17 protein-coding genes are annotated in these 19,986 nt (G+C 72.8%); 13 read left to right on the top strand and 4 right to left on the bottom strand.

The genetic code is table 11. The features are described from left to right. From LZF96_RS19285 to cobC, 3 genes are all read left to right on the top strand, one after another. Entirely contained in the window at positions 1 to 1,422 is a 1,422-nt protein-coding gene (locus LZF96_RS19285) for a cobyrinate a,c-diamide synthase (protein ID WP_233874174.1), read from the top strand. Beyond that, positions 1,419 to 1,880 (top strand): cobalamin biosynthesis protein, encoded by a 462-nt coding sequence (locus LZF96_RS19280; protein WP_233874170.1) that lies wholly within the window; start codon positions 1,419 to 1,421, stop codon positions 1,878 to 1,880. Before LZF96_RS19285 ends, LZF96_RS19280 begins: the two co-directional genes overlap by 4 nt. 92 nt (positions 1,881 to 1,972) lie before the next feature. After that, positions 1,973 to 3,118, top strand: a complete 1,146-nt coding sequence (cobC, locus tag LZF96_RS19275; protein ID WP_233874166.1) for an Rv2231c family pyridoxal phosphate-dependent protein CobC — start codon at positions 1,973 to 1,975, stop codon at positions 3,116 to 3,118. 145 nt (positions 3,119 to 3,263) lie between these two features. Here cobC and LZF96_RS19270 read toward each other — a convergent pair whose 3' ends face one another. Both LZF96_RS19270 and LZF96_RS19265 read right to left on the bottom strand, forming a co-directional pair. Further along, the gene (locus LZF96_RS19270; RefSeq protein ID WP_233874163.1) at positions 3,264 to 4,262 is read right to left on the bottom strand and encodes an SCO1860 family LAETG-anchored protein; all 999 of its coding nucleotides are present in this window, start codon (positions 4,260 to 4,262) and stop codon (positions 3,264 to 3,266) included. Between the two features lie 460 nt (positions 4,263 to 4,722). Continuing rightward, on the bottom strand, positions 4,723 to 5,841 hold the full coding sequence (locus LZF96_RS19265) for an amidohydrolase family protein (protein ID WP_233874159.1): 1,119 nt from the start codon (positions 5,839 to 5,841) through the stop codon (positions 4,723 to 4,725). Between the two features lie 131 nt (positions 5,842 to 5,972). Here LZF96_RS19265 and LZF96_RS19260 point away from each other — a divergent pair, with 131 nt between their 5' ends. From LZF96_RS19260 to thpD, 6 genes are all read left to right on the top strand, one after another. After that, complete coding sequence (locus LZF96_RS19260; RefSeq protein ID WP_233874155.1) at positions 5,973 to 6,557, top strand: SigE family RNA polymerase sigma factor; 585 nt, start codon at positions 5,973 to 5,975, stop codon at positions 6,555 to 6,557. Further along, the gene (locus LZF96_RS19255; protein WP_233874152.1) at positions 6,557 to 7,531 is read left to right on the top strand and encodes a hypothetical protein; all 975 of its coding nucleotides are present in this window, start codon (positions 6,557 to 6,559) and stop codon (positions 7,529 to 7,531) included. The genes LZF96_RS19260 and LZF96_RS19255 overlap by 1 nt, the downstream gene beginning before the upstream one ends. Positions 7,532 to 8,041: 510 nt before the next feature. Beyond that, entirely contained in the window at positions 8,042 to 8,578 is a 537-nt protein-coding gene (gene ectA / locus LZF96_RS19250) for a diaminobutyrate acetyltransferase (protein ID WP_233874148.1), read from the top strand. A gap of 129 nt (positions 8,579 to 8,707) precedes the next feature. Next, positions 8,708 to 9,976 (top strand): diaminobutyrate--2-oxoglutarate transaminase, encoded by a 1,269-nt coding sequence (gene ectB / locus LZF96_RS19245; protein WP_233874144.1) that lies wholly within the window; start codon positions 8,708 to 8,710, stop codon positions 9,974 to 9,976. Positions 9,977 to 10,352: 376 nt separating this feature from the next. After that, the gene (locus tag LZF96_RS19240; RefSeq protein ID WP_233874141.1) at positions 10,353 to 10,763 is read left to right on the top strand and encodes an ectoine synthase; all 411 of its coding nucleotides are present in this window, start codon (positions 10,353 to 10,355) and stop codon (positions 10,761 to 10,763) included. Beyond that, entirely contained in the window at positions 10,760 to 11,659 is a 900-nt protein-coding gene (gene thpD, locus LZF96_RS19235) for an ectoine hydroxylase (RefSeq protein WP_233874138.1), read from the top strand. The genes LZF96_RS19240 and thpD overlap by 4 nt, the downstream gene beginning before the upstream one ends. 182 nt (positions 11,660 to 11,841) lie before the next feature. On the opposite strand, the gene LZF96_RS19230 is transcribed toward thpD, so the two are convergent. Continuing rightward, entirely contained in the window at positions 11,842 to 12,984 is a 1,143-nt protein-coding gene (locus LZF96_RS19230) for an arabinogalactan endo-1,4-beta-galactosidase (RefSeq protein WP_233874135.1), read from the bottom strand. 221 nt (positions 12,985 to 13,205) lie between these two features. Beyond that, a complete protein-coding gene (locus tag LZF96_RS19225; RefSeq protein ID WP_233874132.1) occupies positions 13,206 to 15,263 on the bottom strand; it encodes a beta-galactosidase in 2,058 nt (685 codons plus the stop codon). 216 nt (positions 15,264 to 15,479) lie between these two features. On the opposite strand from LZF96_RS19225, the gene LZF96_RS19220 reads away from it, so the two are divergent. From LZF96_RS19220 to LZF96_RS19205, 4 genes are all read left to right on the top strand, one after another. Continuing rightward, positions 15,480 to 16,796: an extracellular solute-binding protein gene (locus LZF96_RS19220; RefSeq protein WP_233874129.1), complete on the top strand. Its 1,317-nt coding sequence runs from the start codon at positions 15,480 to 15,482 to the stop codon at positions 16,794 to 16,796. A gap of 119 nt (positions 16,797 to 16,915) precedes the next feature. Then, complete coding sequence (locus LZF96_RS19215) at positions 16,916 to 17,785, top strand: carbohydrate ABC transporter permease (RefSeq protein WP_233874264.1); 870 nt, start codon at positions 16,916 to 16,918, stop codon at positions 17,783 to 17,785. Then, on the top strand, positions 17,782 to 18,705 hold the full coding sequence (locus tag LZF96_RS19210; protein WP_233874125.1) for a carbohydrate ABC transporter permease: 924 nt from the start codon (positions 17,782 to 17,784) through the stop codon (positions 18,703 to 18,705). The genes LZF96_RS19215 and LZF96_RS19210 overlap by 4 nt, the downstream gene beginning before the upstream one ends. Positions 18,706 to 18,728: 23 nt before the next feature. Beyond that, positions 18,729 to 19,799 (top strand): LacI family DNA-binding transcriptional regulator, encoded by a 1,071-nt coding sequence (locus tag LZF96_RS19205; RefSeq protein WP_233874122.1) that lies wholly within the window; start codon positions 18,729 to 18,731, stop codon positions 19,797 to 19,799. Positions 19,800 to 19,986: the final 187 nt, after the last annotated feature.

The following is a 19,986-nucleotide window of genomic DNA, read 5'->3' as shown; positions in this document are numbered from 1 at the left end:
GTGATCCCCCGGCTGGTGATCGCCGCTCCCGGTTCGGGCAGCGGGAAGACGACCGTGGCGACCGGTCTGATGGCCGCCTTCTCCGAGGCCGGGCTGAAGGTCTCCGCCCACAAGGTGGGGCCCGACTACATCGACCCCGGCTACCACTCGCTGGCCACCGGGCGGCCGGGACGCAACCTGGACGCCTGGATGTGCGGGCCCGAACGGGTCGCCCCGCTCTTCCGGCACGGCTCGGCCGGGGCGGACCTGGCGGTCGTCGAGGGCGTGATGGGCCTGTTCGACGGGGCGAGCGGGATGGGCGAGACGGCCTCGACCGCGCATGTGGCGAAGCTGCTGCGGGCACCGGTGGTACTGGTGGTGGACGCCTCCGCGCAGTCGCGGTCGATCGCGGCGCTGGTCCACGGTTTCGCGTCCTGGGACACCGGGGTCCGGCTGGCCGGGGTGATCCTCAACAAGGTGGGCTCCCCTCGGCACGAGGCCCTGCTCCGGGAGGCGCTGGAGGGCGGTGGCATCCCGGTCCTGGGGTCGCTGACGCGCGAGGACGGTCCGGTGCGCACGCCCTCCCGCCACCTGGGCCTGGTCCCGGTGGCGGAACGGCGTGCGGAGGCGCTGGAGTCGGTGCGGGCGATGGCCGAGCGGGTGCGGCGCGGGGTGGACCTCCCCGCGGTGCTGGCGGTGGCCCGTTCCGCGCCGGCTCCGTCCGGGGCCGTCTGGTGTCCGCGGGAGGCGGTCGCGGAGGGCGGCCGGGAATGGTTCCCGGAGCCGACCACCGGCCGGCCGGCGGATCCGGCCGAACGCGCCCCGGTGGTCGCCCTGGCGGCGGGGGCCGCCTTCACCTTCGGCTACGCCGAGCACCCGGAACTGCTGGAGGCGGCCGGGGCGCGGGTGGTGACCTTCGACCCGCTGCGCGACGAGACGCTGCCGCGGGAGGCGGACGCGCTGGTCATCGGCGGCGGCTTCCCCGAGGTGTACGCGCCGGAGCTGGCCGCGAACGAGCCGCTGCGCCGCGCCGTGGCGGCGTTCGACGGACCGGTGGCGGCGGAGTGCGCGGGACTGCTGTACCTGTGCCGGAGCCTGGACGGCGCCCCGATGTGCGGGGTCCTGCCGGTGGAGGCGCGGATGACGAGGCGGCTGACGCTGGGCTATCGGGAGGCGGTGGCGCTCGAGGACAATCCGTTGGCCCCGGCAGGGGGACGGGTGCGGGGGCACGAGTTCCACCGCACGATGGTGGAGCCGGGCGCCGGTGACTCCCCCGCCTGGGGATTCACCCATCCGGAGCGGCGCGTCGAGGGTTTCGTGCGGGACCGGGTGCACGCCTCGTACCTGCACGTCCACTGGGCGGGCGCGCCGGGCGTGCCCCTGCGGCTGGTCGCCGGCTGCCGGAGCCGGGCCGCCGCGCGGGTGCGGAGCGACGTCCCGTGAGCCGTTCCGCCGACGCCGCCCCGGAGGTCTGCGCCGGGGTGGGGGCCCGGCCCGGGGTGAGCGCGCGGGAGGTGTTGGACCTGCTCGCCGTCGCGCTCGACCGCCTCGCGCGACCCGCCCGGCCCGGCGGGGCCTCGGACCCGGTTCCGCCGGTGGTACCGGTGGTACCGGTGGTACCGGTGGTGATCGCCACCGTCGAGGCGCGGGCCGAGGAGCCGGGCCTGTTGGAGGCCGCCCGTCGGTTGGGCGTACCGCTGCGGGCCCAACCGGCCGCGTCGCTGGCCGACGTCGCCGGGGCCCGGCCGTCCGCGCGGGTGCGGGCGGCGGTGGGCACGCCCTCGGTCGCGGAGGCCGCCGCGCTGCTGACGGCCGGACCGGGTGCCGTGCTGCTGGTACCCCGGCTGATCTCGCCGGTCGGTCGGTGCACGGTGGCGGTGGCCGGTCCCGGGGTCCGGTGATCGCGCCGGGCGACCGCCGTCCTTCCCGACGGGGGAACACGCCCCTCCGACACGGGCGCACGAGTACGACGACGAACGGCAGGGGGAAGACGATGGACACCGGAACCACCGACACCACGGGCACCGCCGGAACGGGGACGCCCGGCCCGGCACCCGTCCGACGGCCGGGGTCGCCGGCGAACGACGGGACGGCGAACGAGCCGGACCTGCGGCACCACGGCGACGCCGAGGTCCGCGGCGCCGGCGCCGGTCTGGTCGACCTGGCGGTGAACGTCCGCGCCGATACGCCGCCCGACTGGCTGCGCGAGCGCCTCGCCGCCTCGCTCGCCGATCTCGCGGCGTATCCGGACGACACGGCGGCCCGGCTGGCGGTGGCCCGCCGGCACGGCCTGGCGCCCGACCGGGTGCTGCTGACCGCCGGCGCGGCCGAGGCCTTCGTGCTGCTGGCCCGGCTGGAGGGGATCCGGCGGCCCGTGGTGGTCCACCCCCAGTTCACCGAGCCCGAGGCGGCCCTGCGGGACGCCGGGCACCGCCCGGGGCGACTCCTGCTGTCGGCGGTGGACGGCTTCCGCTGGGATCCCGCGTCGGTGCCGGCGGAGGCGGACGCGGTGGTGATCGGCAACCCCACCAACCCCACCTCGGTACTGCACCCGGCGGAGGCTGTCGTCGCCGCCGCGCGACCGGGCCGGCTGCTGGTGGTGGACGAGGCATTCATCGACGCCGTGCCGGGCGAGCGGGAGTCCGTGGCGGGTCTGGTCGATGAGGTGCCGGGCCTGGTGGTGATCCGCAGTCTCACCAAGACCTGGGGGCTGGCGGGCCTGCGGATCGGTTATGTGCTGGCCTCCCCGCGCACGATCCGCGAGTTGGGTCGGGGGCGGCACCTGTGGCCGGTGGGGACGCCCGCCCTGGCGGCGGCCGAGGCGTGCTGCTCGCCGGGGGCGCTGGCCGAGGCCGAGGCGGCCGCCCGGCGGACGGTGACCCGACGGGAGCTGCTGATGTCCGCGTTGTCGGGGTTCGAGGAGCTGAGGGGAGCCACACCGGCGCCCCGGGGGCCGTTCCTGTTGGTGGAACACGCCCGGGCGGATCGGGTCCGGGAACGGCTGCGGGAGGAGGGGTTCGCGGTGCGGCGCGGCGACACCTTCCCCGGGCTGGGCCGACGGTGGCTGCGGTTGGCGGTACGCGACGCCGCCACCACGGAGGCGCTGCGCGCCGCGCTGGTGCGGGTCGGGGTGACCTGAGTCCGTCCCCGGGCCGGGACACGGTGGGACGGGAACGGGATGGAGCGGGCGGGGCTCCCCGACGCACGGTCGTCGGGGTGGGGGGGGGGGGGCCCCCCCGCGGCAGGGGGGGGGGGGCCCCCCGCCCCGTTCGGACGGATACGGCTCAGTCGTGGTGGGCGGCGGAGCGGCGGCGTCCGATCATCAACAGGGAGCCCGCCCCGAGCAGGACGGCGGCACCACCGGCGAGCCAGGGCGTGGCGGCGTCACCTCCGGTGGCGGCCAAGCCGGGCTCCTCGGAGCGCTCCGATTCGCGCGCGACGGTCCGCGGACGGGGATCGCCGGCCTCCGGCTCCTCGGCCGCCGGGTCGGCGGGCGCCTGCGGCTCGGCCGGGACCGACCGGTCGGCCGGGACCGGAACGGGCGAGGCACAGGAGACCTCCGCGAGGGTGATCCGCCCCTCGACCTCGGCCACGTTGAGATCCAACGGGTTGACTTCCACCGCGAGCTCGAGAGCCGCGGCGGCGGCTTCGGAGCCGGTGACCGATCGCACGGCGAGGTCCAGTCGGACCTCTCCCACCCCCGGCACCCGCACCGACGTCTCCCCCTCGGCGGTCGTGGTGACCCGCTGTCCGAGGACGGTGACCGCGCCGGGGAGCTCCACCTCGGCCGTGGGCTCCCCCTCGGCGGGGCAGTGGACGCGGGCGGAGACGGCGTCCACCTCGACGACGGAGACCAACGACAGACCGGGGACGTGCACGACGGCGTCGACGAGGTCTGCCTCCGCCTCGGCGAGGACGTCGTCCACGGCCGCCCGGGCGGTGGCCACCTCGGCGTCCAGTACTCGGAAGGGGGTGCCGTCATCGACGCCGTCGAGGGTGGCGGTCAGGGTGGTCTTCTCCGCGACGGCCTCGCCGGAGGGGGCGGTGACCTCGTTGAGGGAGACGAACAGGGGCAGTTCGACGGAACGGTTGAGCAGCGCCACGTCCAGACCGGTGCGCAGCACCGCGGCGCCCGCCGCCCCCGCGCCACCGTCGGCCGGGGGCCGTCCGCCCTTGTCGGCGAGGGCGAGGGCGGGGGCGGCGCCGGCGGAGAGCAGGACGACGGTGGTGAGCAGGACGGCCGCGCGGCGGGCGCCGGTACGGGAACAGGCAGAGCGGAACACGGGTTGGGACCCCCACATAGGGACGGTGTCGCCGGACCGGGGGCGGGCACGCGCACGGGGAACCGGGTGGGCCACGGGATCGGCCGGCTCACCGGTAACACCGGCGGAGAACGGGACCGTGGCGGTCACGGATCACGTGGATCACGGGGTGCGGACGCGCCCGCCCCCGGCGGGGTGAACGGTGTGTGGCGGAACCCGGGTGGTTTCCGGGCCCTCCGTCACCCGATGCGGCGAACGGGACGCGGTCATCCTTGACGCCACGTCCGGGAAACGTCAGGTTGATCCCTCCGTCTTCACCCGAAGGAGTGGATTTCGGATTTCCGTTCGGAGGGTTGGTGTTCGCTGCGCCCACGTCGGTCGTTGTGTCCCCACCCGCGTCGGCCGCGGCGACCGGGACGGTGACCACGGCCATCGGGTCGCGGCGCCCCGGCATCCGGCACCGGGCCACCCCACCGACCGCTCAGCGGACCACCCGCCCCCGCAGCACCACGTGCCGGGGGGCCGCCAGAACCCGTACGTCCGCCCGTGGGTCCTCCGGATAGATCACCAGGTCCGCCGGGGCCCCCTCGGTCGGGCCTGGCCGTCCCAGCCATTCCCGGGCCCCCCAGGAGGCCGCGGAGAGCGCCTCCCCGGTCGGGATCCCGGCCCGCACCAACTCGGCCACCTCGTCGGCGATCAGACCGTGCGCCAGGGATCCCCCGGCGTCGGTGCCCGCGAAGATCGGGATGCCGGCGTCCCGGGCGGCCCGGACCGTGTCGTACCGGCCGGCGTGCAGCCGGCGCATGTGCTCCGCCCACCGGGGGTACCTGGCCTCGCCGCCGGCCGCCAGGCGCGGGAAGGTGCCGATGTTGACCAGGGTGGGGACGATCGCCACCCCGCGTTCGGCGAACAGCGGGATGGTCTCCTCGGTGAGCCCGGTGGCGTGCTCGACACAGTCGATGCCGGCCTCCACCAGATCGCGCAGCGAGTCCTCGGCGAAGCAGTGGGCGGTCACCCTGGCGCCCTCCGCGTGCGCGGCGGCGATGGCCTCCTCCACCGCCCACCGGGGCCAACAGGGCGTCAGATCACCCTCCGTCCGGTCGATCCAGTCGCCGACGAGCTTGACCCAGCCGTCACCGCGACGGGCCTCCCGACGCACGTACGCCGCCAGGTCGCCGGGCTCGATCTCGTGCGCGAAGTTGCGGATGTAGCGACGGGTCCGGGCGATGTGCCGACCGGCCCGGACGATCCGCGGCAGGTCCTCGCGGTCGTCGATCCAGCGGGTGTCCGCGGGTGAACCGGCGTCCCGGATCAGGAGGGTTCCGGCGTCCCGGTCGGTGAGCGCCTGCCGTTCGGAGGTGGGTCGGTCCACCGCGCCGCCGGCGTCCAGGCCGACGTGGCAGTGGGCGTCGACCAGTCCGGGAAGCACCCAACCCGTCAGCGTCGTCGGCTCGTCGGGGCCCCCCGAATTGCCTCCGGAGACGGGCCGGGTGAAACTGATGCGACCGTCAATGACCCATAGTTCATGGTGAATCTCGTCGTCACGACCGGGACCGGTCAGGATGTGGCCCCGTACGTGCAGGACCGGGCGTGAACTCATGGTTCGCAGCCTACGAGTGCCTGCTACGCTCCGCACTCACCGGGGGACCCGCACATCGGTGGCGTCCGTCCGGACGTCCCGTACCGCCGAGGTGTCGCGGAACGGCGCAACTCAGCTCCAGGGAGGCCGGCGTGGGAACCCCCACCGAAGAGTTCCACGCCTTCTTCGAGGAACACCACGCCGAACTGGCGCGGTTGGCGCGGCTGATGCTCGGCCACGGCGAGGACGCCGAGGCGGCCGAGGATCTGGCCGCCGACGCCCTGCTGGCCATCTGGGACCGCTGGGACCGGGTCCGCGCCGCCGAGCACCCCGTCGCCTACGCCCGGGGGGTGGTGGTCAACCTCGCCCGCTCGCGGATCCGCAGCCGGATCCGGGAACGTCGGCGGGTGACCCGGTTCTGGTCGGGGCGCCCCGACCGGACCGACGGCCCCGACGTGCCCGCCGTGGTGGACGTGCGGGCCGCGCTGGAGCGGCTGCCCTACCGCAAGCGGGCCTGTGTGGTCCTGCGGCACGCCTTCGACCTCTCCGAACGGGAGACGGCCACCGCCCTGGGGATATCGGTCGGTACCGTGAAGAGCCAGACCTCCCGCGGCATCGCCGAATTGGAGCGCCTGTTGGCGCCGCGGGAACCGGAGGAACGCGCGGGGCCGTCCGGACCGTTGCGGGTACTGCGCGCCGGACCCGTGGAACCGGGCGCCGTGGAACGGAGTAGCTGATGGTCGAAGGACCCGACGTGCCCGGCCGACTGCGAGCCGCGGCGCTCGACCATCGGCCCGACCGGGAGCGGATGCTGGCCCGGGTGGAACGCGGCATGGCCGTCCGGGCCGCGGCGGGTTCCGCCCCGGGCCACCGCCGTCCGACGGGACGCCGCCGGGGTGAGGGATCCCCGGTGGGCCTGCCCGGCTGGGCGCGGACCACCGGTGTGGCCGTCGCGCTCGTCGCCACCCTCGGCGGGGTCACGGTCACCGTCAACGCCCTCACCGGCCAGGGGGACGCGCAGCCTGCGGCCGGTGGGGAGGCGGAGCGACCGCCGGAGACCTCCGAGGGCACCTCGGGGAGCGACGGGGCACGGGAGCCGGCGGAGACCTCCGGCGGCACCGACGACGGGAGCGGCGACGAGAGCGGCGACGAGAGCGGCGACGGCCACGGCTCCGTCGCTGGGGGCCCCGCGAGCGGCGGCGGCGAGGGGACGGGAGGCGACGACGCCGGCCCCTCCGACACCGGCGGAACGACGACCGGCACCTCCGGCGCCCCGGAGGACGGGGATCCCGACCCCGGCGAGCCCCCGGTGCCCGTGGAGGCCGACGGTATCGGTGTCCGGGCCCTGCTCGATCCGACCGTGGTGGAGAACCCCTACTGGTCGCAGAGTCTGCTGATCCTGGACACCGAGCGGGCCCTGCGCGAACTCGTCGTGGAGGTGCGACTGCCGACCGGTGAGGGCATCTCCCACACCGGCGACTGGGGGACCCTGCCCGCCGACGAGTGGGAGACCACGGTGGTGGAGGAGGGCGGGGAGTTGGTCTTCCGCTGGCGACTGCGGGAGGGCGCGGTGGTCCCGGTCGGCGAGCACACCTTCGCCGCGCAGTACGACCATCCGAAGGGGGCCCGGGACATCGGGGGTGATCTCTTCACCGTCCGGGGCGCCACGGGGGACGGCACGGAGGTCTCCGCGCGGGGCGGATTCGCCTGACCCCCGGCTTCCCTGCCGATCCCGGGAGGAGCGCCCGGCGGCGGCGACGCACCGTGTTCCGGCCTTTCCCGCGCGGCCGACCCCGGGAGCCCCTATGCTCCCTTTGCACGGCCCCGATGTCCCGGAGGTCACCCGGGAACCACGAGGGCACGGGAAAACCAATTCTCGATTCGCGCCGAAACCGGCACGACTCGACGGCGATCGATCCATCCGGTCGGGGTGGAACCCTTCACTGAAATCAGACGGGAAAATCCTCTCTTTTTCCCTGATCCTTTGTCTCCAAACCAAAAAATTTGAAATTTTTTCGCGACGCACCCGGGGGCATTCGGGTTCCGCCATCGTTACATACATGTGACCGGTTCCACGGTGCGCCCGTTTTATGCGGTAACCACCGGACAAAGCGTGCATTCCCGCCCCCTCACACGCACGCACCCATTACCACACATCTCCACCCCCGGGAACCCCCTCGGCGGATGCGATCTACGGCGACCCCGGCTAGATTCGACTCACATGACCACCGCACAGATCGACCGAGTGGAAATTCCCGAAGCGCCCGCCGGTTTTTCCTTCGACGTTCCGAAAACCGAGGACGGTGCCGACCTGTGGCGCATGGCCCGTGACTCCCGGGTTCTCGACGTCAACTCCTCGTACAGCTATCTGCTGTGGTGCCGGGACCACGCCGGCACATCCCTGGTGGCGCGGACCGACGAGGGCGGGTGTGCCGGGTTCATCACCGGTTACCTGCGCCCCAACCGGCCGACCACCCTGCTGGTCTGGCAGGTCGCCGTGGACTCCGCGCACCGCGGACACGGCCTGGCCGCCGCCATGCTCGACCACCTGGTGGCCCGTACCCGGGCCGAGTTCGGCGTGGACACCGTCGAGACGACCGTGACCCCGGACAACGTCCCCTCCAACCGACTTTTCACCGCCTTCGCCGAGCGGCACGGGGCCCCGGTCCACCGGGAGGTCCTGTTCGACGCCGACGACTTCCCCGAGAGCGGCCACGAGCCCGAGTTTCTGTACCACATCGGGCCCGTCGGCTCCTGAGGCCGGGACGGACACCGGCGTCCGGAACCCGATGGCCCACGCCCCACCCGGCGCCGGCCGCCCGATGTCCGACGCCCCCGTACATTCCGCACGTCTTACCCCCTTCCTTTCCCGCGAGGAGATACCAGCGTGACCATCACCCAGCCCGACCTGAGCGTTTTCGAGTCCGTGGAGTCGGAGGTGCGCAGCTACTGCCGCGGCTGGCCCACCGTCTTCGATCGTGCCCGCGGCAGTGTCCTGTTCGACGAGGACGGCCACCGTTACCTCGACTTCTTCGCCGGTGCCGGCTCCCTGAACTACGGGCACAACAACCCGGTCCTCAAACGCGCCCTGCTGGACTACCTCGAGCGCGACGGCATCACGCACGGCCTGGACATGTCCACCACCGCCAAGCGCGCCTTCCTGGAGACCTTCCGGGACGTGGTGCTGGAGCCGCGCGGCATGGACCACAAGGTGATGTTCACCGGGCCGACCGGCACCAACGCGGTGGAGGCCGCGCTGAAGCTGGCCCGCAAGATCAAGGGTCGCGAGGCGATCGTCTCCTTCACCAACGCCTTCCACGGCATGTCCCTGGGCGCCCTGGCCGTGACCGGCAACGCCTTCAAGCGGGCCGGGGCGGGCATCCCGCTGGTGCACGGCACCCCGATGCCCTTCGACGACTACCTCGACGGCCGCACCCCGGACTTCATCTGGTTCGAGCGGCTGCTGGAGGACGCGGGTTCGGGTCTGAACCAGCCGGCCGCCGTCATCGTGGAGACCGTGCAGGGCGAGGGCGGCATCAACGTGGCCCGCCCCGAGTGGCTGCGCGCCCTGGCCGACCTGTGCCACCGCCACGACATGCTGTTGATCGTGGACGACATCCAGATGGGCTGTGGCCGCACGGGGTCCTTCTTCTCCTTCGAGGAGGCGGGCATCATGCCGGACATCATCACCCTGTCGAAGTCCATCAGCGGCTACGGCCTGCCGATGGCCCTGACCCTCTTCCGTCCCGAGCTGGACGTCTGGGAGCCGGGCGAGCACAACGGCACCTTCCGGGGCAACAACCCGGCCTTCGTCACCGCCGCCGCCTCCCTGGACGCCTACTGGCGCGACGACCAGACCGAGAAGCAGACCCTGGCCCGCGGCGAGCGGGTGGAGGCCGTGCTGGCCGGCATCGTGCGGGAGAACCCCGGGGCGGCCGCCTCGTACCGGGGGCGCGGGCTCGTGTGGGGCGTGGAGTTCACCGACCCGGCGCGCGCCTCGGCGATCTGCGCCCGGGCCTTCGAGCTGGGGTTGCTGCTGGAGACCTCCGGGCCGCAGGGCGAGGTCGTCAAGCTCCTGCCCGCCCTCACCATCACCACCGAGGAGCTGGACGAGGGGCTGCGCGTCCTGGACCGGGCGGTCCGCGAGACCGCCTGAGACCACCGGCGCGCCCCCCCGGTGTGCCCCCACCTTCCGGGGTCGGCGCGCGTGAAGTGCGGGTACCCGGGTACGCGTCCCACAGCGGGGTCGGAATCGGCGCTGGTCGCCGGTCCGACCCCCGGGCGCGCGTTCCGCACCCCGTGTCGGGGCGACGAACCGACTCCGTCGGGATCCCGCCCCCCGATGGCCGAGCGGGCTTCACACCCCGGTCGGCGACCACCGCAACGTCCGGCGGTTCGCACCGCCGGCGCCGTCGGTCGGAAGGACCCGGCCGACGGTCATCGACCGGACCCGGCCACCGCGCGGAGCGCGGGACCGGGACTCCGGCCGTCGCCCGAGGGCGACAGGACATACAGAGAGGTACACCGACACCGTGATTGTCCGTTCCATCAGTGATATCGAGGGCACCGATCGCGACGTGGAGTCGGCCTCCGGGACCTGGCGGAGCAAACGCCTGATCCTGGCCGGGGAGCGTGTCGGTTTCTCCTTCCACGAGACCGTGCTCTACGCGGGCACCGAGACCTCGATGTGGTACGCCAACCACGTCGAGGCGGTCTTCTGCGTGGAGGGCGAGGCCGAACTGACCAACGACGAGACCGGCGAGAAGCACTGGATCCGCCCCGGCACGATGTACCTGCTGGACGGCCACGAGAAGCACACCCTGCGTCCCAAGACGGACTTCCGTGTCCTGTGCGTGTTCAACCCCCCTGTCACCGGACGGGAGGACCACGACGAGAACGGGGTGTACCCCCTGATCACCGAACCGGAGGAGGCAGCATCATGACCACTGCACCAGCCCGCACCGCCGACCGGTACCCGACCCGGGGGGCCACCGAGGAGATGATCCCCCGGCAGGACCCGGTCGTGTGGTCCTCCCCGAACGCCGAGGGACCGATCTCCACCGGCGACCTGGAGGGCTTCGAGCGGGACGGCTTCCTCTCGGTGGACCGGCTGATCGAGCCCGAGGAGGTCGGCGCGTACAAGGCGGAGTTGGATCGCCTGGTCTCCGACCCGGCGATCCGCGCCGACGAGCGCGCCGTGGTGGAGCCGCAGACGCAGGAGATCCGCTCGGTCTTCGAGGTCCACCGGCTCAGCGAGGTCTTCGCGAAGCTGGTCCGCGACCCGCGGGTGGTGGGGCGCGCACGGCAGATCCTGGGCTCGGACGTCTACGTCCACCAATCGCGGATCAACGTCAAGCCCGGTTTCGGGGCGAGCGGCTTCTACTGGCACTCGGACTTCGAGACCTGGCACGCCGAGGACGGGCTGCCCGCCATGCGCACGGTCTCGGTCTCGATCGCGTTGACCGAGAACTTCGCCACCAACGGCGGCCTGATGATCATGCCGGGGTCGCACAAGACCTTCCTCGGCTGCTCCGGCGCCACTCCGAAGGACAACTACAAGAAGTCCCTGCAGATGCAGGACGCGGGCACACCCTCGGACGAGGCGCTGACCGAGCTGGCCGCTGATCACGGCATCCGACTGTTCACCGGGCAGCCGGGGTCGGCCGTGTGGTTCGACTGCAACTGCATGCACGGTTCGGGGGACAACATCACCCCGTACCCGCGCAGCAACGTCTTCATCGTCTTCAACAGCGTGGAGAACGAGGCGGTCGAACCCTTCGCGGCCCCGATCCGGCGCCCCGAGTTCATCGGCGCCCGGGACTTCACCCCCGTGCGCTGAGCCCATCGGGTACCGCGGGACCACCGTCGGGGGTCCCGGCACCGGGAGCGCCGAGGACCCGATGGTGACCGGATCGGCGGCCGGCCGTCGTACCCCCTCGAGGGGTACGACGGCCGGCCCCCTGGTGCGGCACGCACGGTGCCCACCGGGGTCACCGGCACCGGATCACCGGCGCGCCGGGGTCACCAGCGCACGGCGGGCAGCGCGCGCCCGGAGTAGTCGAACCACGCCTGGTTCTCCCAGGCGTTGCCCGAGGACGGGTCGTCCGGGTCCCAGCCGTTGCCCGGCACCGCGATCCAGGTGGGCTCCCAGTAGAAGACGCCCAGCCCTCTCCTGTTCGGGACCGCGGCCACCGTGGCGCAGATGTCGCGCATCCAGGCGACCTGGCCCTGCGGGGTCGCGGGGTAGCCGTCCACCAGTTCGGACGGCAGGTCGATGATGTCCTCGTGGTCGTCGTCGCTGCCCAGACGGAAGGGGTAGGCGGTCTCCACCACCATCACCTCGCGGTCGTAACGGGCGCTGATGTCGTTCATGTTGTGGGAGAGCTCGGCGAGGGTGCCGTGCCAGTACCCGTAGAAGGAGAAGGCGATGACGTCGAACGGCACCCCGTACCGCACCGCGTTGTCGAACCACCAGCGGTACAGGCCGTTGTCACCGCCGTCGGCCAGGTGCAGGGCGATCCGGATACCGGGGGTGGCGGCACGGGCCGCCTCGGCACCGGCGGTGAGGAGTTCGGCCAACCGGGGCCAGTTCTCGTAGGAGCCGTCGGGCCAGAGCATCCCGCCGTTGAGTTCGTTGCCGATCTGGACCATCGCGGCGGGGGTGCCCTGGTCCACCAGGGCACCCAGGACATCCGTGGTGTGCGCGCGGACGGCCTCCCGCAGGCCGGGGAAGTCGAGGTTCGCCCAGGCCGCCGGCTTGAACTGCTTGCCGGGGTCGGCCCAGGTGTCGGAGTAGTGGAAGTCCACCAACAGCCGCATCCCGGCGGCGTGCGTGCGGTGGGCGATCCGCAGCACGTGCTCCTTGGTGTTGTAGCCGTCGGCGGGGTTGACCCACACCTTCAGCCGGGCCCAGTTGGAACCGCCGCGGCGCAGGATCTCCACCGGGTCCCCCGGACGGCCGTTGGCCTCCCGGTAGACGCCGCCCAGGTCCTCGCTCTTGGCGAGCGAGGAGATGTCCACGCCCCGGACGTCGAGACGTCGGGCGGGTCGGGCCGGCACGCCGGGGGCGCCGGGCGCGCCGAGGGCGGTACCGGGAAGGTGGGCGGCCAGGGCGGGGGCTGCCAGGCCCGCGGCGCCCAGCCGCAGTGCGGTGCGTCGTCGCATCACATGTCCTTTCGGTCGTCCGCTCGGTGGTCACCGAGGGGGTCGGGGGCGGCCCGTGGGGTGAGGGGGAGGAAGGAAATCGCCTTCACGGGGCCGGGTGGGCGGGAGGAACACGCCGGGTGGGTGTCCCCGGGCCGGCTCCGCAGGTCATGCCCATGACATTCGAGAGGGATCGCGTCACCGGACGGGCCGGGGCTCCCCGTCCGCCGAACCGGCCGGCCTCAGTCCAGCCGGACGACCCGCACGGAGCCGGCCGGCACCGTCGCCCCCGAGGCCTCGACCCGCTCGTCGCGCAGCAGGTCGGTACCGGGGCCGGGCAGTTCCAGCGGGGCCTCGGTGTCGGCGTGGTTGATCGCGAAGACGTGGGTCCCGTTCTCCCCCACCCGACGCACCACCTCCAGGTCGGCGGGGAGCGCCGAGCGGTCGGGCAGGCCGGCGTCCGCGCCGGCGGCGGCCAGCACCGCGTCCAGCCCTTCGGCGTCCACCCGGGTGGAGACGTACCAGGCGGTGCCCTCCCCCAGGCGGTGCCGGGTGACGGCGGGGGACCCGGCGGCGGGTCCGTCGGCGTAGGTCCACACCGGTTCGGCGCCGCGCGGAATCACCGTCTCGGCCCACACCTCGCCGGTCAGTGCCGCGCCGGGTCGGGTGGCGGCGTCGCCGGGCACGTCGGCCACCGGCTCCAGCCGCACCCGACGGTCGGCGTGCAGCGGCTGGAACTCCTCCACCGTCAGGCCCAGCACCTCGCGCAGCGCGCCGGGGTGGGGGCCGGGGTGGACGGCGTCGTTCGCGTCCACGATCCCGGAGAAGTAGGAGACCACCAGGGTGCCGCCCGCCGAGACGTAGCGGTGCAGGGCGTGACCGGCCTTCTCCTCCGCGAGGTACAGGGCGGGGACCACCACCAGGGGGTACCGCTGCGGGTCGAGGTCGGTGCCGGGTTCGACGAAGTCCACCGTGAGGTGTCGGTCGAACAGCGCGGCGTACCAGGCCTCGGCGCGCTCGCGGGTGTCCAACTCCTCGCTGGGCCGCCATTCCAGCTTCTGCGCCCACCAGGACTGCCAGTCCCAGACCATCGCCACGTCGGCCTCGGTCCGGCTGCCCCGGATGCCGGCCAACGCCTCGAGGTGCGAGCCGAGTTCGACGACCTCGCGCCAGATCCGGCTGTCGGTGCCGGCGTGCGGGACCATCGCGGAGTGGTACTTCTCGGCTCCGCGTCGGGAGGCCCGCCACTGGAAGAACATCGCGCCCTCGGAACCGCGGGCCACGTGGGCGAGGCTGTTGCGGGCCATCTCACCGGGGCGTTTGGCGATGCCCCGGCGCTGCCAGTTGACGCCGCTGGTGGAGTGCTCGAGCAGCAGCCAGGGGCTTCCGCCGGCGACCGCCCGGGAGAGGTCGGCGGCCATCGACAGGTTGATGTGGTTCCGCTCGTCCTCGGCCACCAGGTAGTGGTCGTTGGTGACGATGTCCACCTCGCGGCCCCAGGCCCAGTAGTCGAGGGTGTCGCACTGGGTCGGGGAGACCATGAAGTTGGTGGTCACCGGGATACCGGGGGACAGGTCGCGCAGCAGGTCCCGCTCGGCGCGGAAGTTGGTCAGTGCGCTGTCCGAGGCGAAGCGGGCGAAGTCCAGGCGGTGGGCCGGGTTGCAGACCGTCGGGGTGAGCCGGGGCGGTTGGATCTCCTCCCAGTCACCGTACAACTGGCCCCAGAAGGTGGTGCCCCAGGCGGCGTTGAGGGCGTCGAGGGTGGTGTACCGCTCGCGGAGCCAGCGGCGGAAGTCGACCGCCGAGACGTCGCAGTAGCACTCCAGGACCGGGACGCCGTACTCGTTGTGGACGTGCCACATGGCCACGGCGGGGTGGTGTCCGTACCGCTCGCCCAGCGCCCGGGTGATCCGCGCGGCGGCCTCCCGGTAGGCCGGGTGGCTGTGGCAGATGGCGCCGCGCGAGCCGAAGGACAGCCGGACGCCCTCGCGGGTGACCGGCAGGGCGTCGGGGTGCTCGCGGTAGAACCAGGCCGGGGGCACCACGGTGGGGGTGGCCAGGTCCACCCGGACGCCCCCCTCGTGCAGGAGGTCGATGATCCGGTCCAGCCAGCCGAAGTCGTACTCGCCGGGGCGGGGCTCGATCCGGGCCCAGGAGAAGATGCCGAGGCTGACCATGGTGACCCCGGCCTCGCGCATCAGTGCCACGTCCTCGGCCCATACCTCCTCCGGCCACTGCTCGGGGTTGTAGTCCCCGCCGTAGGCGAGCCCGCGCAGGCCCGGGGGTGCGACATCCCGCATGAAAGGTTCTCCCGATCTCGTACCGGCGGGGCGGTCGCCGTCCGATCCCCACCCCGGAGGTGACCCCCCGGTTGTGAACGTGCACGGCCCGTCCTCACTAACAGAACTCAAGATAACCGCACAGCAACAACCATTGACAAGTGTCGGGAGCGTTTCTCTACTGTGAACGCTCACAGCCAGCTGTGAACGATCACAGCCCCTTCCCCGGGAGGATTCATGAACCACCGCACCGTCGCGGTATGCACCGCCGCCCTCGTCTCGACCGCGGCCCTCACCGGCTGCGGGGGCGACTCCGGGGGGAACGGGGGCTCCTCCTCGGACTCGTCCGGCCCGATCACCCTGGAGTACTGGGCCTGGGCGCCGGGGCTGGAGCAGGCCGTGGAGTTGTGGAACGAGGCCAACCCCGACGTGCGGGTCGTGGTGAAGAACCAGGCCGGCGGCGACGACCTGGTGACCCGCGTGGTCACCGCGGCGCAGGCCGGCGAGGCCCCCGACCTGGTGCAGGCCGAGTACCAGGCGCTGCCGACCCTGATCAGCAACGACGTGCTGGCCGACATCTCCGACCACCTGGAGGGCACCGGCACCGAGGACGCCTTCGCCGAGGGGCTGTGGCAGCAGGTCACCCTGGGCACCGACGCGCTCTACGCGATCCCGCAGGACTCCGGCCCGCTGATGTTCTACTACCGCCACGACCTCTTCGAGGAGTACGACCTCGAGGTGCCGACCACCTGGGACGAGTTCGCCGACACCGCCCGCGCGCTGCGCGACGCCGACTCCGACCGCTACCTGACCACCTTCTCCGCCCAGGACGCGGGCCTGTTCGCCGGCCTCGCCCAGCAGGCGGGGGCGCAGTGGTGGACCACCGAGGGCGAGAGCTGGAAGGTCGCCATCGACGACGAGGCCACCAGTCGCGTCGCCGAGTTCTGGGGCGAACTGGTCGCCGAGGACGTGATCCACAACGAGCCCATGTACACCCCTGCCTGGAACCAGGCGCTGAACACCGGCGAGCAGATCGCCTGGGTGAGCGCGGTCTGGGCGCCGGGCGTGCTGGCCTCCTCCGCCGAGGACACCGCCGAACAGTGGGCGATGGCGCCCCTCCCGCAGTGGGAGGCCGGGGAGAACGCGACCGGCAGCTGGGGCGGCTCCACCACCGCCGTGACCAACGACTCCGACCACGCGGAGGCCGCCGCCGAGTTCGCCGCCTGGATCAACACCGACCCCGAGGCACTGGCCACCATGGTCCGCGAGGGCGGCATCTACCCGGCCGCGACCGCCGCGCAGACCGGTGAGGCCCTCTCCGAGCCGCCGGCCTTCTTCGCCAACCAGCCCGACTTCTACGAGATCGCCGCCGGCGTGGCCGAGGGCACCGCTCCGGCCGCCTGGGGTCCGAACGTCAACGTGGCGTACAGCACCTTCAACGACGCCTTCGGCTCGGCGGCCTCCGCCCGCTCCGACTTCGGCGCGGCGCTGGCCGAGACGCAGAACGCCACCGTCGCCGACCTCGAGCGCCAGGGCTTCCAGGTCTCGCGGTGAGCACCCCGGTGAAAACCCCCCACTCCCCCGCCACCGATTCGGCGGCGGCCTCCGCCCCCCGGACGCGCCGCGTCCGGGGGGCCCGGGCGGGCGACCCCCGCCGCGCGCCCTACGTCTTCATGCTGCCGGCGGTCCTGCTCTTCCTGGCCTTCTTCGCCCTGCCCATCGGCTACGCGGTGTGGCTGAGCTTCCGCAGGGTCGAGGTCCAGGGCCTGGGGCTGGGTTCCGGCGCACGACGCGAGGTATGGGCCGGACTGTCGAACTACACCGCCGCCCTGGGCGACTCCGAACTGCTGGCCGGCGCGCTGCGGGTGCTGGGCTACGGCATGATCGTGGTCCCCACCATGCTCGGCCTGGCCCTGCTCTTCGCCCTGATGCTGGACGCCGACCGGGTCGCCGGACGGCACTTCGCGCGCCTGACGATCTTCCTGCCCTACGCGGTGCCGGGCGTGATCGCGGCACTGCTGTGGGGCTTCCTGTACCTGCCCTCGGTCAGCCCGCTGCACTTCGTGCTGGACCGCCTGGGGCTGCCCCAGCCCGACCTGCTCGGCGGCGGGGCGCTGTTCATCGCGCTGTCCAACATCGCGGTGTGGGGCGGCACCGGCTTCAACATGATCGTCATCTACACCGCGTTGCGGGCCATCCCGCCGGAGATCTACGAGGCCGCCCGGCTGGACGGCTGCTCGCAGCGGCAGATCGCCTGGCGCATCAAGATCCCCATGGTGGCACCGTCCCTGGTGCTGACCTTCTTCTTCTCGGTCATCGCCACCCTGCAGGTGTTCAACGAGCCGACCACGCTGCGACCGCTCACCAACAACCTGTCCACCACCTGGAGTCCGCTGATGAAGGTCTACCAGGACGCCTTCGTGCGGGGGAACATCCACTCCGCCGCCGCCACGGCGGTGATCATCGCGCTGGTCACCCTGGTGCTGTCCTTCGGGTTCCTGCGTCTGGCCAATTCCCGCACCCGACAGGAGGAGTCGCGATGAGCGTCGGTGCCCCCGCCCCCACCGTCGCCGCCGGCACCCCGCCGCCCGGCGACCGTTCCGCCCGGAACGGACCGCCGGCCGGCCGCCGACCGCGCCGGATCGCGCTGCTGCCCACGGCCGTGCTGCTGCTGGGCGCCCTGTACTGCCTGATCCCGGTGGCCTGGGTGCTGGTCGCCTCCACCAAGGCGGGCCGGGAACTGTTCTCCACCTTCACCTTCCTGCCCGGCACCGGCCTGTGGGGGAACATCTCCGACCTGTCGGCCTACCGGGACGGCGTCTACTGGGCCTGGATGGGCAACTCCGTGCTGTACGCCGGTGTGGGCGCCCTGCTGTCCACCGCGGTCTCGGCGCTAGCGGGGTACGCGCTGGCGATGTACCGCTTCCGGGGCCGGGAGTCGATCTTCAACATCCTGCTGGCCGGGGTACTGATGCCGCCGGTGATCCTGGCGGTGCCGCAGTACCTGCTGCTGGCACAGGTCGACATGGCGGGCACCCGGTGGTCGGTGCTGCTGCCGGTGATCCTCTCGCCCTACGGCATCTACCTGGCGCGCATCTACGCGGCGGCGGCCGTGCCCCGCGACGTGGTGGAGTCCGGTCGGATCGACGGCTCCGGGGAGTGGCGGATCTTCCGTTCGATCGGGTTGCCGATGATGCTGCCCGGTCTGGTGACGGTCTTCCTGTTCCAGTTCGTGGCGATCTGGAACAACTTCCTGTTGCCGTACATCATGCTCAGCGACGACGAGAAGTTCCCCATCACGTTGGGGTTGTTCACACTCCTCAACCAGGGGGCCAGTGCCCCGGCGCTGTACACCCTGGTCATCACGGGGTCATTGCTGGCGATCCTGCCGCTGATCGCGCTGTTCCTGGTGATCCAGCGGTTCTGGAGTCTGGACCTGCTCTCGGGCGCCGTAAAGTCATGAGCACGCCGAACGGGGAGGCAGTGATGGGCGGGACACGGAGTACCGACGCGGCACGTCCGACGACACGGGTCGGGGAACGACGCCGTGTCCCGACCATCCACGACGTGGCCCGGGTGGCGGGGGTCTCCCGGGGCACGGTCTCCCGCTTCCTCAACGGCGGGCACCACGTCTCCGCCGAGGCCGCGGAGGCCGTGCGGTCCGCCATCCACAGCACCGGGTACGTGGTCAACCGGCACGCCCGGTCGCTGATCACCGGACGCTCGGGTTCGGTGGCCTTCCTGCTGACCGAGCCGCAGGAACGGTTCTTCGAGGACCCCAACTTCAACGTCCTGCTGCGCGGTTGCACCCGGGCTCTGGCCGAGCACGACATCCCGTTGCTGTTGATGATCGCCGGCACCCCCGAGGAACAGTCCCGGATCGGCCGGTACATCGGCGCCGGCCACGTGGACGGCGTACTGCTGGTCTCCAGCCACACCGGCGACCCGGTGGCCGGGCAACTGGCCGAGGCCGGGATACCCGTGGTGGCCTGCGGCAAGCCGACGGTCGGGGCGAACGGCACCGCGCCGACGGCCCATGTGGCGGCCGACGACCGGGAGGGCGCCCGGGTGATGGTGCGCCATCTCCTGGCCGGCGGACGACGGCGGATCGCCACCGTGGCGGGACCGCAGGACACCCCGGGGGGTGTGGACCGCCTGCTGGGGTATCGGGAGGTGCTCGGCGCCTCCGGTGTCCCGGTGGACGAGGACCTGATCGCGATCGGCGACTACAGCCGGGACAGTGGCGACCGGGCCGTCGCCGAACTCCTGGCCCGCAGGCCGGACCTGGACGCCGTCTTCGTCGCCTCCGACCTGATGGCGCGCGGCGCCCTGGCCGCCCTGGAACGGTCGGGCCGCCGGGTACCGGAGGACGTGGCGGTGGGCGGGTTCGACGACTCCCCCGCCGCCGTCGGATCCCGACCGGAGTTGACCACCATCCGTCAGCCGTGGGCGCGCATCAGTGCCGAGATGGTGCGGGTGCTGATGGGCCGGATGACGGGCGAGGAGCCGTCCGCGGTCATCCTGCCCACGGAGTTGGTGATCCGTGACTCCACCTGAGAAAGCCCCGGTGACCGATCGCCCGCGTGGCGCGACGCGCGGGCGGTGATCCACACACCCGGGTCGGCCACGGTGACCGGCGTCGGATGTGTCCGTGTGGGGCACCCCCTTCCGTGCCTCGTCGTTGACGGATGCGCGGGGATGCGGATCGAGCCGTCGCCACCGGCCCCGTGATCCGCCACGGCAT

The organism is Streptomyces sp. ST2-7A, assembly GCF_021390475.1.
Classification (GTDB): Bacteria; Actinomycetota; Actinomycetes; order Streptomycetales; family Streptomycetaceae; genus Streptomyces.
This window is presented reverse-complemented; position numbering and strand designations above follow the sequence as displayed.